Source organism: Pseudomonas sp. ICMP 561, from assembly GCF_002699985.1.
Lineage (GTDB): Bacteria > Pseudomonadota > Gammaproteobacteria > Pseudomonadales > Pseudomonadaceae > Aquipseudomonas > Aquipseudomonas quasicaspiana.
On record NZ_LKBT01000001.1, the window covers coordinates 51023 to 66883 of the forward strand.

Annotated in this window: 14 protein-coding genes; 2 read left to right on the forward strand and 12 right to left on the reverse strand. The window is 53.5% G+C overall.

The features are described 5' to 3' along the window. Nucleotides 1–636: 636 nt before the first annotated feature. The 9 genes from AO242_RS00235 to AO242_RS00280 form a co-directional block, all read right to left on the reverse strand. Nucleotides 637–1557: a tetratricopeptide repeat protein gene (locus AO242_RS00235; protein WP_099267236.1), complete on the reverse strand. Its 921-nt coding sequence runs from the start codon at nt 1555–1557 to the stop codon at nt 637–639. A gap of 611 nt (nt 1558–2168) precedes the next feature. Beyond that, nucleotides 2169–4382, reverse strand: coding sequence for an AAA family ATPase (locus tag AO242_RS00240; protein ID WP_176560547.1), 2214 nt, complete (start codon nt 4380–4382; stop codon nt 2169–2171). A 282-nt stretch (nt 4383–4664) separates the two neighbouring features. After that, entirely contained in the window at nt 4665–4964 is a 300-nt protein-coding gene (locus AO242_RS00245; protein ID WP_099267238.1) for a hypothetical protein, read from the reverse strand. A gap of 130 nt (nt 4965–5094) precedes the next feature. Next, on the reverse strand, nt 5095–5532 hold the full coding sequence (locus tag AO242_RS00250; RefSeq protein ID WP_099267239.1) for a GNAT family N-acetyltransferase: 438 nt from the start codon (nt 5530–5532) through the stop codon (nt 5095–5097). A 59-nt stretch (nt 5533–5591) separates the two neighbouring features. Beyond that, nucleotides 5592–7118, reverse strand: coding sequence for an IS66 family transposase (gene tnpC / locus AO242_RS00255; RefSeq protein ID WP_099267240.1), 1527 nt, complete (start codon nt 7116–7118; stop codon nt 5592–5594). A gap of 61 nt (nt 7119–7179) precedes the next feature. Next, a complete protein-coding gene (gene tnpB, locus AO242_RS29610) occupies nt 7180–7515 on the reverse strand; it encodes an IS66 family insertion sequence element accessory protein TnpB (RefSeq protein ID WP_099267241.1) in 336 nt (111 codons plus the stop codon). Next, nucleotides 7512–7844, reverse strand: coding sequence for an IS66-like element accessory protein TnpA (tnpA, locus tag AO242_RS00265; RefSeq protein ID WP_257153347.1), 333 nt, complete (start codon nt 7842–7844; stop codon nt 7512–7514). The genes tnpB and tnpA overlap by 4 nt, the downstream gene beginning before the upstream one ends. Nucleotides 7845–8191: 347 nt before the next feature. Continuing rightward, a complete protein-coding gene (locus AO242_RS00275; protein WP_099267243.1) occupies nt 8192–8920 on the reverse strand; it encodes a hypothetical protein in 729 nt (242 codons plus the stop codon). A gap of 230 nt (nt 8921–9150) precedes the next feature. After that, complete coding sequence (locus tag AO242_RS00280) at nt 9151–9978, reverse strand: pentapeptide repeat-containing protein (protein WP_257153350.1); 828 nt, start codon at nt 9976–9978, stop codon at nt 9151–9153. A 448-nt stretch (nt 9979–10426) separates the two neighbouring features. Between AO242_RS00280 and AO242_RS00290 the strand changes: the two genes are divergently transcribed. Then, nucleotides 10427–10681, forward strand: a complete 255-nt coding sequence (locus AO242_RS00290; protein ID WP_257153352.1) for a hypothetical protein — start codon at nt 10427–10429, stop codon at nt 10679–10681. A gap of 173 nt (nt 10682–10854) precedes the next feature. After that, nucleotides 10855–12300, forward strand: coding sequence for a SulP family inorganic anion transporter (locus AO242_RS00295; RefSeq protein ID WP_099267245.1), 1446 nt, complete (start codon nt 10855–10857; stop codon nt 12298–12300). Between the two features lie 391 nt (nt 12301–12691). Here AO242_RS00295 and AO242_RS00300 read toward each other — a convergent pair whose 3' ends face one another. The 3 genes from AO242_RS00300 to AO242_RS00310 form a co-directional block, all read right to left on the reverse strand. Then, nucleotides 12692–13012, reverse strand: coding sequence for an AtuA-related protein (locus AO242_RS00300; RefSeq protein ID WP_099267246.1), 321 nt, complete (start codon nt 13010–13012; stop codon nt 12692–12694). After that, nucleotides 13009–14364 carry an acyclic terpene utilization AtuA family protein gene (locus AO242_RS00305; protein WP_099267247.1) on the reverse strand — a complete coding sequence of 452 codons (1356 nt, stop codon included), beginning with the start codon at nt 14362–14364 and terminating at the stop codon, nt 13009–13011. Before AO242_RS00305 ends, AO242_RS00300 begins: the two co-directional genes overlap by 4 nt. A gap of 147 nt (nt 14365–14511) precedes the next feature. Continuing rightward, complete coding sequence (locus tag AO242_RS00310) at nt 14512–15804, reverse strand: CitMHS family transporter (RefSeq protein WP_099267248.1); 1293 nt, start codon at nt 15802–15804, stop codon at nt 14512–14514. Nucleotides 15805–15861 lie beyond the last annotated feature (57 nt).

Consider the following 15861-nt stretch of genomic DNA (forward strand, 5'->3'; position numbering starts at 1 on the left):
GAAGGCGACGGCTTGCCCGGTGCTGAGAGACGTTTGGTTATGCCCGCGGTGATGACAGCAACGACAACGGCAGTAGTCACGCTTTCACTCGGCCTGTTACGCGCAATCATTACAAGACCAAACGCCGGATGCGCATTGTGTGTGTGTGTGTGTACTGCGGGGTCATCTCAGCCTGACATGCCTCGTGCTGGCTGCAGCACCTGCAGCGATTGCAGGAAGGATTTTGGGGAGCCTCGTATTGGTCTTCTTGGCGCCTTGGCTCGCCGATTGATAAGACACACAAACGCTGGCAGCACAATGCCACTCTACCCCGAAGAATAGAGGATGCTAGAAATGTTATTTCCATCGTGAAGGAGATGCTCTCCTGACGGCGTGAGCCGGGCCCAAGTGCCCGAAATAACCGTTTTCAGCGCTAAAGAATTTGGCGCACGAACGATGGCAAAGGTCAGTAGCCAGTCATTGAACGGAAACCGCGATCAATTTTAAAGATATGGAAAGCATAACTGGTGAGTTCCATTCCCTTCGGACTTTGATCGAGAATCGAATGTTTAAGAGGTATCTTTAGAAGATATCCACTGCGATGGCTCCAAGTCAGTAAGCTCTCTAAGACGGCAGCGCTAGATCAAGTCAGAGCGATTAACTGCTGAATGTGAAATTGCAACGCGTGGCGAAATCAAGATCACCACGGAGCTTTTCAACTACCTGAGGCACGATTGCAAGGCTCTTGTTGATGTACGACCGGGCGTCTTCAGTTCGTCCAAGCGAGCACAAGATTTTCGTCGCATTGATCACAATCGTCTGCACGTTACCGCTTTCAACAGGTTGCAAGTTAATGGCCGTACTGATGCTTTTGAGCGCCGCATCATTGCGTTCAGTCCGCATTTCAGCGTAAGCCTTGTAGTTCCAAGCCATTGCATCTGAAGTGTTCAGCAACGTTGCCATCTCGAAATTAATTAAAGCCTGCGCGTAGTTACCTTTCTGGGCAAAGCGTTTACCGGTCGCAATATACTCAGCTGCCGCTATTAACGGTGAGGGCTTATCCGCCTCAACTTGGCGAGGTGGAGTATCGATCCTGAACGCGCTCACTTTTTCAAGAATATCGTCTAAATCTTCTTTCGAAAAAATAGCCTTTGCGAGCAGTGTGACTTTCTGTACAGATTCTGGAGCGCTGTCGAAAATAAGAGCCCGATTGCTCTGAATGAATCTGGCCTTACTTTCCATTCGATTGCGTTCGACATCGCTTCGCTTGATGAAGAGCTCTTCTTGCTTCTGGCTGAAATCCTTCTTCTGTTTATCGACTTCTAACACCATGCGTGCGTCGTTGTTATTGGCATTCGTGCTGTAGGTCGCCGCTGCCAGAATGAGTACTGCGACAGGGATTGCGAGTTTGGCCACCAAGTCAACCCGATAGCTTTTGATAGCTACAGCTGTCTTGGTTTCCTCGAGCTTCAGTTTTCTCTGCTCAAGCTCAAGCTTTGCCATTTCGATGGAAAGCTTTCTCTCATCTAAAGAAGTCGCAGGGCTAGTTTCTTCGAGCATGGCTGTAATAAATTTCATGTTGCGAGTTAAGAAAAAAGCCTCAGGAACGCTGAAGCATATATCGAGCGAATTAAAAACTTAGGTTGTAATTTTTGGGGATACAGCCCAAGCAAAACGCAGTTATCAGTCTTATTCTGAAAAAGCTGAGGTATCAGCACCAGACTGTGATCGCTCAAACGTTAGATTGACTTTTGGGAAACTAGGGGTGCAGCTACCACCAAGGTTATCCATTACCGCTGAGGCAAGGAGCGATGGTGTTTACACACCGACTCCCAACGACCAAAGCGGAAACGTTCGTATTGTCGTACAGGTACGACTTTGGCATGACTAGTCATGACGATATTTCCATTTTTTCTCAGCGTTGCCGCTGATAGCCTTTGCGCCCCATGCGCAAAGCTATGCGGGCTGGGAAGTCAGGCAGGATGGAAATGGAAATCCGTTGGTGGTAGCTGCGCCCCTATGTTAACAGGCTGACTTGCAGCAGGAAAGCAGAAAAATAGCGTTTGGCCATTAGTGCGTTTAATTTTCTATGACCAAGGTAGCCATCCCGCACCTCCCCTGCCCGATACTTACGTCTGAAAATTTCCTCTGAGGAGCGCCTTCTTAGGGGCTCAATTCCAGAGTCCGTCTCACTCCTCTCCAGCATCACCCTCTTTTTCTTCAGCCTCTCCCATCATCATACTGTAGTGCTCTGGGTATCCGGACTCAATGAACACCGCCTTGAATTTTTCAATGAGTTTGTTGGACTCCCATCCGCCAAAGTCGGTGATATTGATCGCAGTGCCGTGTGATTCCCGATTGATGTAGCGATAGAGGGGCTTGAACTCTCCGCTGTCTTTCTTTTCCAACGACTCCAGAGCCTTGAGCAAATCGTCTCTTTTGTGAATGAAACTAAAATAGTGCTCAAGCACGTTGCGCATCATGTTAGGTAACACGGTGGCATGCACCTTTGCCTGGCTCGCGTCCTTGATTACTTGCCAGTACGTTTCGTAGTCGTTCTTGATTTCACCGTGGCCTAGCACAGTAATTTCGCTGAACTCACCCTTCACAACCCGGAAACATTTGTATTTTCTGACAATACTCAGCGGTGCATTCTTAAGGAGTTCGTGAAAGAAAAACAGGTTATGGGTCAGCACCAAGACCTTTTTGAAGTTGGCGTCGGGTCGCAGAATTCGGTGATAGATGTGAGCGGCAACCTCATAGACATAGTTGTGCGAAAGGCTAGAAATCGGGTCGTCGATGACGACGACGCGGCTACCCAAAACCACGGGCGAATCAGCCTCGACACTGCCCATACAGAGCTCAAGAAAGTAGAGGAAGGTCACTAGGGTTTTCTCACCTTCACTCAATGACTGGAAGACATCCCCTGAGCCCTGAGGACGGACGAGCCGATAACTGGTTTGATCGCTTGGTTCCTTTTCAATGGAAAAACCACTAAGGCCTATACTGGCAAGCGAATCGTTTATGTTCTTTACCGACTCTTCAATATTGGTAATTTGCGATCGATGCGCTGAGATGGATGCCCGAATAACCTTCGAATCGTTATCTAGGACAACCAGGCTCTCGTCGCATTCCTTAAGTTTCAAATCCAAGTCATGAGAGGCTTCTTTGTGTGCCTGGATGATGGAGTCTGCCTGTTTTCGCAGGAGTAGCCACACCTCCTGATTGATTGCCTCGAGTAGCTGATCCTTCTTGATGATCCTGTCGTTGTACTCCTCAATCTTTAACCGCTCCGCTTCGATGGCAGTATTGAGTCTTTCAATAATGTCAGCGGTTGATTGAAGTTTGATGACTTTCGAGACATAAGATTTCTTTTCGCTGATTTTTGAGATGTTATCGCCAAAGGCTTTGACCAAGTCAGCCACGGCCTTCACAAATACGGGATCTTCCTGGATCGCCGAGCTTTTGTAAGGCTCACTGTCCAAGATTGTCAGGAGCGAGCGGGTGGCATGATCGTAGCTTTCCTTGAGCAACAGCAGTGTTTGGATTTTATCGTCGTAGCTTTTATCGAAGAGTAGTTTGACGTGAGACTGGAAGTCGTGGGGAAGTACCTGCTGACAGAGTGGGCACTGGCCCTCAGATTCAGCCACAAAGGGCATCGCGCTCTTGACCCAGTCCGAGTTCCCAAGCTTCTCGATTAGCCCTGCCAGATACGAGTCTCCTGAAGGCGTGATGATTTCGCTAAAAATTGTATGGTCTTCAGTGGCGGAGGCCTTGAATACGATATGCGCCAGATCGGCTAAAAGCTCGCCATCAGAAGACTGCAGGGCCTGCGCAGCTTCAGCCAGCTCCGTCGCTGCACGCGTTACTCCCGTGGGGAGAGCCATGGTTTCCAAGCTGTTCTTGAACTTTACTTTGTTGGTGTGAAATCCGTCGAAACAATAGTGAAGGTTGTCTCGCTGGAGGTCTTTTTTGATTTCCCAGAGCAGCTCCTTGTATCGGTCATCCTCCTTGGTAAGCAGATCGGCAAATTTTTGTCGATTATTAACGACATCCTGGCGCTGTAATCTCGTTTCTTCTAAACGCTGCTCATCCTCACGGATCGCTGCTTCAGCTTCGATATTACCCTGATTGAGCGTGAAGATCCCAGGGTGGGTTTGTTGGTGAAAATTTTTCTCTACAAACGCTTGGCTGTAGACAAATAGCTGATCCTGATTAATCGAAGGCACAACCCGACAGTGCTCGTAGTCCTTGTGTGCGAGATCTTGCAGGTAGTTGGCTATAGTGGATTTGCCGCTGCCGTTCAGCCCATAGATGAGGTTTACGCGCGTCAATGGCCCGAGCGTGACTGACGTTTCTGAGGAATAGCTGGTAACGCCTTTAAGAGATACATGTTCGATCATGAGAGCCATCCATGGGAAGGAGAAATGTTAAATTGCCACTAACCTATCACTCTGCCGAACGTGTTGCCTACAATGCCCAAAAATATCCACTCATCGTATTAGCTGCGTAATGCATTCGCGGTCACACTTTAGCCCACGCAACGACCAATCCTTCTAGGCCTCTGTCTTCTATCGCCGACGACCTCATACCCAACAAAGACCAAGGAGAAGATGAAAAATCCTCCATACGCCCTGTAAGGATTGACGTCCGCACAAAGGCTCTAAACTAGTCGACTTGTTGCCCTACGATGCCATCAGTTCTTGCATCACTCGCTTATGCATTTCTTCAGTCAAACCGCAACCACAAGTTATCGGCATAGTAATTGCACCGATCATTGCCATTGAATTGCGGAACATCTCCTGAATAGCTTCAAGTTCAGCAATCATCTCGCTACGCCCGGATTCGGTCATAAAGGAAACGGATTTTTCCGAAAAATATTTGTGTGCAAGCCAGCTTCGCTGTACTAACACATTTGTCAAAACGGCCTTGATTTCGTCGGTTGGCTGACCTGCGTTTTGGAGGTCCTGAATTAATCTCCCCATTGTCTGACCAAGCTCTTTGAATTCGTATCGGTCGAATTCTTTTTGCCAGTGCTCTGTAAGCGTCCGCCAAACACACCTTGCATGATTACGCGCACGCCCACCTAGCCTCTGATCAACACATTTTGAGTTGTTATTTCAGGCACTTTTCAAAGCGAACATCACCTTCTGGTAAGTTTTCCACGGGTTGCCAGCCGAGATTTCGATAGAAGCCACTCGCGCGGCTTGCTTCAGCGGTTTCTAGCCATATCGTTTGGTGGTGTTGAAATAGGCAAGCCTCCGCTTTATTCATCAGGCTGCGCCCCAATCCGTGCCCCTCGAACTCAGGAAGAATGAAAGCAGCGAACACACAACCATCCTCAACATCAACCATGGAAAAACCTACGGGAACACCATCGACTTCGGCGACCCAAGCACATGGAGTCTCTAAAATTGCCTGTCTTATAGTTTCGGGAGTAATGCCCATCTCCGCCAACTGATCATGAGACAAGTGGTTTTCCTGGACACTGGTTCGAATATCAAAAATGGCATTGATATCTGCCGGATTGGCGAGTCTGATTGTTTTTTCCATGACGTACTCCGTTGTATTCCATCAACGCGATGGAAAGTATTCTTACAGATGTGACGTAATTAAAGGTGGCCCCACTTATGCGGCAGCAACTGATCGATTTCACTCGCCCGCTGCGTCGGCAGGCGCGTGAGTACATCTTTCAGATAGGCATACGGATCATGACCATTCAGTCTCGCCGACTGGATCAAACTCATGATCGCTGCCGCACGTTTTCCGCTGCGTAGCGACCCTGCGAAGAGCCAGTTTTTACGTCCAAGAGCCCAAGGGCGGATCTGGCTTTCACACCAGTTGTTATCTATGGGTACGGCCCCGTCATCAAGGTAGCGCGACAGCGCTGCCCAGCGTTTCAGGCTGTAATCGAGTGCTCTGCTGATGGCTGAGCCTTCGGGCACGAAGTCACGCTGGGCGATAATCCAGGCATGCAACATATTCATCACTGGGACGGCTTTTTCTTGCCGTATTCGGCGCCGTAAATCCGGGCCCAGATCGCGGACTTCGCTCTCGATTTCGTACAACAGCTGGATATAGCGCAGGGCTTGCTCTGCAAGCATGCTTTTATTCGTGGAGTGCAGTTCGAAGAACTTGCGCCGTGCATGGGCCATGCACCCAATCTCGGTCACGCCGAGTTCAAAGCTGGCCTTGTAGCCGCCAAAATCGTCGCAGACCAGCTTGCCCCTCCAGTCTTGCAGGAAGTGGCGAGCATGCTCACCGGCACAGCTCGGACTGAAGTCATAAACCACCGCTGCCAAGTCCGAGAACTGGCTGGTGGCGTAGGCCCACACATAGGAACGGTGAGTTTTCTTTGTTCCCGGCATGAGCATCTGCACCGGTGTTTCATCTGCGTGGATGACTTGTTGCCCAAGCACTACTTCGCGCAGCGCGTCGACCAGAGGCTGCAACTGCACGCCCGTCACGCCCACCCATTGAGCCAATGTTGAGCATGGAATCGCCAGGCCTGCTCGACCGAAGATCGATTCCTGACGGTAAAGCGGCAGATGGTCAGCAAACTTGGCAATCATGACGTGTGCAAGTAGGCCCGCAGTCGGGAAGCCCTTATCAATAACCTGCGCCGGAACCGGTGCCTGGATCAGCGTTTCGCAGTCATCGCAGACCCACTTGCCACGGACATGGCGTTCGACGGTGAACACGCCGGGCGTGTAGTCCAGCTTCTCGCTAACGTCCTCACCGATGCGCTTGAGGGCGCAGCCGCATGGGCAGTGAGTGTTGTCCGGTTCGTGATGGATCAATGTGCGCGGAAACTCAGCCGGTAATGCAGTGCGCTTAGGTTTCTGCTTTTTCTCGGTCGCCGCTGGCACTGTCTGCAAGGCCTGAAGCTCTGCTTCAATCGCTGCGATATCGGTATCGATCAGGTCATCGAGCAAACTGGCCTGCTCAGGATTCATCTGCTCGCTGCGCTTAGCAAACTTCAAACGCTTGAGCTGGGCGATCTCGTGGGTCAGTTTCTCGATCAGCGTTTGGTCGCGGTTGATTTTCTTGCCCATCGTGTCGATTTGCGACAGCAACTGCACTGCCAAAGCACGCAGTTGGTCGGGGGACATTTGGTCGAGATTGGGAGAAGAAGTCATGCGCCGGATTTTGCCAGAGCAGGCGCTTCGCGGCGATAGACCGATAGGCTAATGGCAGCCGTTAAAGCAGTGTGATCGAGCCTCCAGAACCTGCGCGTTGCCATGGTAGACCCAGCACCAATGCTTGAAGTTGCTCAGTATCCAGTTCCATTTCAGAACCATGGCGAATGCCGGGCCAGTGAAACTTGCCTTGGTTTAACCGGCGCGCCGCCAGCCATATTCCAAAGCCGTCATGCACCAGCACTTTCATGCGATTGGCGCGGCGGTTGGCGAACAGATAAGCACAGTGCGGCTGCGCCGCACCGAACACCGCGATCACCCTGGCTAACGCCGTGTCGGTGCCTGCGCGCATGTCCATGGGCTCGGTGGCGAGCCAGATGGAGTCGATGCGAATCATCGTAGAAGGTCTCGAAGAAAGGTCGCGCAGGCAGCAGCATTTTCAGTGGGCCAGTTCACTTTTACGGTGCCGCGCGGGTGCTGTATTTCAACGCAGATATTCGATGATGCTGGATGGGAGTTTGCCCCGGCCAGAGGCATGGGTAACTGAATAAATGCAGGTGGAAGCGCAGGGCTTTTCTGCGCTTGCAGCCGAATCCATTTGTGGACGAGGTTTGCGTTGAGGCTATGGCCGAGCGCGACGCTGGCAATCGAAGCGCCGGGCTGTGCACACTCTTGAATGACCTGGGCCTTGAAGGACTTGGAATAGGAACGGCGTGTTGGCTGCATGAAATACCCGCTTAAAAGGCTAGAACTGGTGTGCACTTAAATTTAAGTGCACACCATGTCTTGGCTTTGCGGGGCTGGGTAGATGACTTGGCCGGACACATACAGTGCTCTTTCCCCTTGAAATCCTTGACGTTTCGAGGGAAGAAATCGAAAAATATCAAGTGCAGAAATATGGATTGCTCAAGACATTGGGCCAGTACATAGCTAAGACAAAATGAGCGTATACGTCACGGTGCAGCGATTCATCCATCGTAGTTACTCGTCGGAGAGATGGCCGGTGGTCCATGTAGCTGCGTCCGGCCAATAATGGGTGACTCGCCCAGGACAGGTGAGACTTCATCACCACTTTAGGGGATACTTATATAACTGCATATCAGCTGAGATATGATGGGCTCTTGAACATAGGAGACCATCGCGCTCAACAGGGCCATGCCGATCACAGTCGAAAGTAGCGCACGAATCCAGCCGAAGTCATGCACTAAACGCTGCATCTTGGCGATGGCGAAGCCGATAAACAGCACATAGCCCACCAACACCAGAACGTCTGAGATCCTTGCCATCGAGCTTTGCTGAATGGCCGACGTGACAGCCTCGTCATAGCTGAGGGCGGTACAACTCTCTGCCATGGCTTTAAAACGAGCACCCAAAGCGGGCATTTCGAACAGCTTGAGTACCACCAGCCAACCCGAGACATAAAAGAAGGTGTTCACGCTGACCAACATCTCGCGGTCGCTTCCCAGCAGCCGAGAACCTATCGCGAAACACACCCCGTAGAACGCAATGAGGAGCCAGTTCATCATTGTCATCACACTCGCAAACTCAAGGTTTGGAGTAATGCCAGCAGACCGAGACGCTGGCAGTCCCAAAACTCCTAGGCCAATCGCCACGAAGATGCCGAAGAGCCAAGCATTCGAGCAAACTCCCTTGCGATCTTTCATGGTTGCAAAAAAGGAAGAATTCGATTGAATGAGTTCCCGCGCGTCCTGAGCGGATGCGGACAAGGCTGGCCAAATCTTCTCCAAGAAAAACCCTATTATTTTTTCCATTTTCTTATTCCCCTTAACTTCAATGGCCATTTACCCAATAGCTAATGATCCAACCCTGGTCCGCTCATCTCGAAAAAAGCCAGAATTGAAAAAACAGGTACACGGATAGGGCATCACCTGAAGTTGATACTTAATGTTCGTTACTAGCGTTGAAATGGTTCGCTTGCAAAGCGTTCTTTAATCGCAACATTTCTTCGCCCCCCCATGCCCCTACAACCTCGTCTGGGCTTATGAGCGGGGTACCATGTAGAGGCTGCGATTCAATCTTCGTCGTCTGGTAACCAAGGGACGACGCCCTGAGGGCCTACGTCCCAGTTGTGATAAAGGATTTCACCGCTCAAAAACGCCCCTGTGGCACCGTTGAATATGCAGCCATTGATATTCGCATTGCGCAGATCAGCTCCGTCGACTTTAGCCCCTTTAAAACAGGCCTCTCTCAGATAGGCCCCTCGAAGGTCAACGCCTCGCAAATCTGCATAGCTAAAATCGGTTTTCCATCCGTAAGCGCCAGGTTGAATCACTGGATCAGCGGTAGCGCAGTAGAACTTTGCATCACTGAAGTTGCAGTGGCTTGCCTTTTGAACGTCTTGGAGCCAGTCGTAGTGCACGAGGCTTCCAGGCGCCTGTAGGTAGCTGAAATCAGGGACTTTCAAACGCTTGAGAACACGGCGAATTCTGCTAAATAGCAACGAGCTGAAATGAAATCCGCTGAAATCGACGCCCCGCTTATCTGCAGCAGATGCAAGTGGAACTTGGTCACGAAGACATTCAACAAGCGCATCGAATTGCAACAGGAATCGCGCCCTTCGGAATACGCCTTCATATGGTTTGAGCCAAAACCCTTGAGAAACACAGTGTTCCGCATACCGGGATATCATCTGATCTCTAGCAACAATTTTGGGATATGGCAGACCATGCTCTTTGGCAATGATTCGCAGGCAGATATCACGGTTCACGGGACCCGAACTTATCAATTGAGCACTAATGGCTCTGTCGAGTGCAGAGCGACAGCCGCTGCGTAAATCACGATGCAAAACAGCTGCATCTGACTTAAGAGCAGCAAGCGAAGGAGTATCAGGGAATTTCATAGCCTAGCCTCTTACGATCAACGCTAAACCCTAGTGTCAGTTGACCATTAAAGGTGGCAATAAGAGATGTTGGAGCGACGTTGCAGAGGCTTCACCTAGCTAGGGCTGAACGCCAACGTCAATGGCGCAGATATATAGTGGAAAAAAAACCTGTCTTCGTCAAGGTCTGCAACCACATTGATTTAGGATCATGTCGATGTATCTTGGAAAGATTAAAGTTATGAAATACTTGCCATGAGCATTGAAGCGAAACTCCATCACCTCCCTTCGATCCAGAACCTCCTCGCGCCATATCAGTATCTCTTTTGCGTAGACCTTGAGGCAACATGTGATGAGGTTGGCGATTAGGAATCGCCAAGCCCCCTCGCAATCGTCTCTGATCAGCTACTTTTACGATAACGGCAGTGGACATGCGAGGGCCGCTGTTTTCACCTCCTAAAAGAAAGCCATGGAAGCTGCGGATGAATTCAGCAATCGCACTGGTAAGCTAGTGGCTAATGCGGTATCGGATCCGGTGCGTCAGAGCTCGACCACATTGAAAGTAGAGAAGGCATTCACCTCGGCGCGCCGTATCCAGGGAGAAGAGGATCTCATGGAGCGCGGGGCGATCAGGCGAAACGCTCATCTGCCCCGTCCCTCAATGCAGAAACTGGGACTGCACAATACGATGGAGAGCTTCCGCCAGCCACTTCACGATGAGTGACGACAATGCAGCGGCTGTACTGGCGCCTTCCCGGCTAAAGCCGGTCCCACGTCTTAGATCACCATAAGTCAGGTTCAACAGGATCCGAGTCCATTTTTGTTAGCACCCACCAGCCACATTCAGTAACATCCCCTCTTTTTGCTTTCCCGGCATTGCCCCCTTTCAGGTACCCCATGAAACCAGCCCGTATACGCGCCGATGTCCTGGCCGGACTCACCACATCCTTTGCTCTGGTGCCCGAGTGCATCGCCTTTGCTTTGGTTGCCCACCTCAACCCGCTGATGGGCCTGTATGGCGCGTTCATCATCTGCACCCTGACTGCCTTGTTCGGTGGGCGGCCGGGAATGATTTCCGGTGCGGCAGGCTCGATGGCGGTGGTGATTGTCGCGCTGGTGGTGCAGCAGGGTGTGCAGTACCTGCTGGCGACGGTGTTGCTGGGCGGCTTGATCATGATCCTGTTCGGCGTGCTGCGCCTGGGCAAGCTGGTACGCATGGTGCCGTATTCGGTGATGCTCGGGTTCGTCAACGGCCTGGCGATTGTGATTGCCATGGCTCAGCTCGAACATTTCAAGGTGGGTGACGCCTGGCTCACGGGCCAACCGTTGTACCTGATGATGGGCCTGGTGGCGCTGACCATGGCGATTGTTTACCTGCTGCCCCGCCTGACCAAAGCGATACCGCCCGCGCTCATCGCGATTCTGGGCGTTGGTTTGCTGGTCTATCTGCTCGATCTGCCGACCCACACTTTGGGTGATATGGCGCACATTGCCGGTGGTCTGCCGAGCCTGGCCTTGCCGGAAGTGCCGTGGGATCTGGAAACCCTGCGGATCATCGCGCCTTACGCGATTCTGATGGCGCTGGTGGGTCTGCTGGAAACCCTGCTGACCCTCAACCTGACCGATGAAATTACCGAGAGCCGCGGCTTCCCGGACCGTGAATGCGTGGCGCTGGGCGTGGCCAATATGGCGTCTGGCGTGTGCGGCGGCATGGGCGGTTGCGCGATGATCGGCCAGACCGTGATCAACCTCAGCTCCGGTGGCCGGGGTCGTTTGTCCGGCGTGGTAGCGGGCTTGATGATTCTGATGTTCGTGCTGTTTCTTTCGCCTTTGATTGAAGAAATCCCGCTGGCCGCGCTGGTCGGCGTGATGTTCGTGGTGGCTCAACAAACCTTCGCCTGGGCGTCGTTGCGCGTGCTGCACAAGGTGCCGGTCAACGACGTGCTGGCGATCATAGCCGTGACGATCGTGACGGTGTTGACCGATCTGGCCACGGCGGTGATGTTCGGCATCGTCATCGCAGCGCTTAACTTCGCCTGGCAGCAGGCGCGAGAGCTGTACGCGGACACTCATCTGGAGACTGACGGCAGCAAGGTTTACACCCTGCACGGCACGTTGTTTTTTGCTTCTACTACGCGTTTTCTCAACCAGTTCAACCCGGCTGAGGATCCTGCGCAAGTCACCCTGGATTGCCAACATCTGAGCTTCGTCGATTACTCGGCGGTATCAGCCTTGCAGACCTTGCGCGAGCGCTACACCAAAGCGGGCAAACATCTGCGGGTGGTGCACTTGTCGAACCGTTGCAAGCAATTGCTCAAGCGGACTGATGTACAGCATGGGTAATGAACAGGTAGGACCGAATTCATTCGGGAAGGCGGCACTTCAGACGATACACAGCTTGCGGATGTACCAACCTCTTCGCGAATGAATTCGCTCCTACCGGTAATCTGGGCAAGACGCAGAACCTGTGGGACCGAATTCATTCGAGAAGGCGGCATTCCAGACGATACACAGCTTGCGGATGTACCAACCTCTTCGCGAATGAATTCGCTCCTACCGGTAATCTGGGCAAGACGCAGAACCTGTGGGACCGAACTCATTCGGGAAGGCGGTATTTCAGGTTACGCATAGGCTGTGGATGTACCGGCCCTTCGCGAACAAGTTCGCTCCTACCGGAGACCTGAGCAAGACATAGAACCCGGCAGGACCGAATGCACTCAGGGCACCCAATCCGCTAAACCTCAATATCCAGCAAAGCCGCGCCCAGCGCCTTGCCATGGGCATCCAGTGCCAGCGACCGGGTGACGCCACCACGCAGGATGCCGGGCAGGACGAAGTTCAGGGCATGAACATTGGGCAATTCATAACGGCGCACGGGGCCTGCGTTCGGGTCCAACAGCTCGGCGAAATATGCGGCGACACGCTGTGCGGTTAACACTTCACACAAGCGTGAATAGTCTTCAGCGCGATAGGCAATCACCGAGATATTCGAGGTGTCGCCCTTGTCGCCGGTTCGGGAATGGGCGAGTTCGCGCAGTTTTACAGGGCGGCTCATGATGCATTCTCCAGATGTACAACAGCTGTCACCGCCGAACGCGGAACAAACAAAGATGCGACCGCCACAACCTGACGTAAACCTTTGGTAGCCCCACCCCCGCCATACGGGCCGTTGGTGTAGAGGGTTTCCACTTCGTTACCGACCCGCACCGCCTGAGCCTTGTCAGTGCAACGTGCCGCCACTCGCAATCGGACTTCCCAAGGTTCAGCCGCAGTGCGTGAACCCAGCTCGTCGCCATGCAGCGAGTCCACTCCCATTAGCTCGGCGCGGATGTCGTCATAGCTGACGCCCGTCAGCTTCAGACGCTCAAGCACTACATCACGGGCCAGCCTTGCGCGCGCCAAAGCGCCAGGGCCGCCGTAGGAAATCTGCCCCTCACCGATCCAGCCATCGAGAAAACCGACCGATACTTTCAAGGTTTCGGGCCGCGCACGGCCGTCTGCGCCACTGACCCGAACTCTATCCTGCCCCTCAACCTCGAACCCGACGACCGAAAAATCAGCACAGACGTCCGGCGTCAGGTAAGCCGCAGGATCATGCACCTCGTAGATAAGCTGCTCGGTGCAGGTCGCGGTATCGATACGGCCACCCGAGCCCGAAACCTTACTGATCACCGCAGAACCGGAAGCATCCACCTCGGCCAGCGGGAAGCCCAGACGCGCCAGATCCGGCACGTCTTTATAACCGGGGTCAGCGAAATACCCGCCACTGATCTGCCCCGCGCATTCAAGCAAGTGACCCGTAACGGTGCCGCGCCCCAGCAACGACCAGTCATCTGCCGCCCAGCCAAACTCGAACAATTGCGGTGCAAGGAACAGCGATGGGTCAGCAACCCGCCCGGTGATCACTACATCGGCATCGGCCCGCAATGCCTCGACAATCCCTTCGACGCCCATGTAAGCGTTGGCAGAAATCAGCCGTTCACCCAAGGAACCAAGCGTTGCGCCGTTGTCCAGCAACTGTTGCGGGTCGGCCTGCAACGCAGCCAGCACGTCATCCCCGGTTACAGCCGCGACTTTCAAACCATGCAACCCCAGCTCGGCAGCAATCCGCCGCACCTCGCGTGCCGCCGCCAACGGGTTGGCCGCGCCCATATTCGTGATCACTCTCAAGCGCCGTACAGAACAGTCCCCTACGAACGGCAGTACACGGCGCATGCGCTCACTTAGCAACGGGTCGTAGCCGGTCTCGGGATCTGCCAACCGGGCCTGTTGCGCCAAGGCGATGGTGCGCTCGGCCAGACACTCAAAGACCAGATAATCCAGATCACCGTGTTCAGCCAGCTCAACGGCAGGCTCGATACGGTCACCGGAATAACCGGCGCCGGAGCCAATGCGTAAGGTTTTCATGTTGATACTCCTCTCAAACAAAAGCTGATTGTTTGAATTGAAATGCATTTCTGTAGGAGCTGCCGAAGGCTGCGAAGCATTCATCCAGACACACCGCTATCGCAGCCTTCGGCAGCTCCTACAAATTCTGTGTTTGCTGTTCGGCAGTCAGAACACACCCAGCAGCATCGCCGTCAGGGTCATCAACACCGAGGCGGCAAACAGGAAAGGAATGGTGAAACGCTGGTGGTCGGCCAGCTCGATTTTGCACAGGCCTACCAGCAGAAAGGTCGCCGGGGTCAACGGGCTGACCGGGAAGCCGGTGGTGTGTACGCCCAGCAGCGAGGCCTGAGCCACTTGCAACGGATCGACGCCCAACGCCTTGCCGACTTCGGCAATCACCGGCATGACGCCGAAATAGAACGAATCCGGATCAAACAGCATGCTCAGTGGCATGGAGATAAAGCCCACCACCATCGGAATCAACTTGCCGTGACCCGCAGGAATTTGCGCAACCGCCACTTCGGCCATGGCCTTGAGCATGCCGGTGCCTTGCATAATGCCGGTAAATACACCGGCCGCCAGGAGGATGCTGGCCATGGTCAGGGCCGTCTTCGCATGCGCATCGATGCGAGCGCGCTGAGCGTCGACATTCGGGTAGTTGATGCATAGCGCGACGACGGTGCCGAGCATGAACATCACCACCGGATCAACCAGACCGGAAATCATCACGCCCATGACGGCAATGGTCAGGATCAGATTGAGCCAGAACAGGCGCGGCCGACGCAGAACCTCTTCGTGGTCCGCCAGCACCCGCTTTGGCACGACGTCCACATTGGCGCCAGCCCCCAGGCCAAGGCGTTTTTCTTCACGACGACCGAGCATATAGGCACAGAAAAATACGAAGGCCAGGCCGACCAGTTGCACCGGAATCAGCGGCTGGAACAAATCCGCAACCGGCACGTGCAACGCCGCAGAAGATCGCAACACCGGGCCGGTCCACGGTAGAAAGTTGACCCCGGCGGCCATGGCCGTCACGCAGGCCAGAATGCGCTTATCCATGCCGAGCCGCGTATACAGCGGCAGCATCGCCGGGATGGTCACCAGAAAAGTCACCGCTCCCGAGCCGTCCAGATGGACCAGCAGCGCCAACAACGCGGTGCCCATCACAATGCGCGTCGGGCGTGTGCCGACAGTACGCAGGATGCGATCAATGATCGGGTCCAGCATGCCCGCGTCGGTCATCACCCCGAAGAACAGAATCGCGAACACGAACATCCCCACTACAGGGGCGACATTCTTGATGCCGGTGATGATGAAGCCACTGGTTTGCAGACCGAAACCGCCGATCAGGGCAGCAATAATCGGTAAGGCAATCAGTGCGACGAGGGGTGAGAGGCGTTTGCTCATGACGGCGGCGAGCAGACAGAGAATCGTAATGACACCGAGGGTGGCGAGCATAGGTACTTCCTGTTCGTCATCCTTCCCGCTGGCGCGGCGGATGAGCTGTTGTTGTTT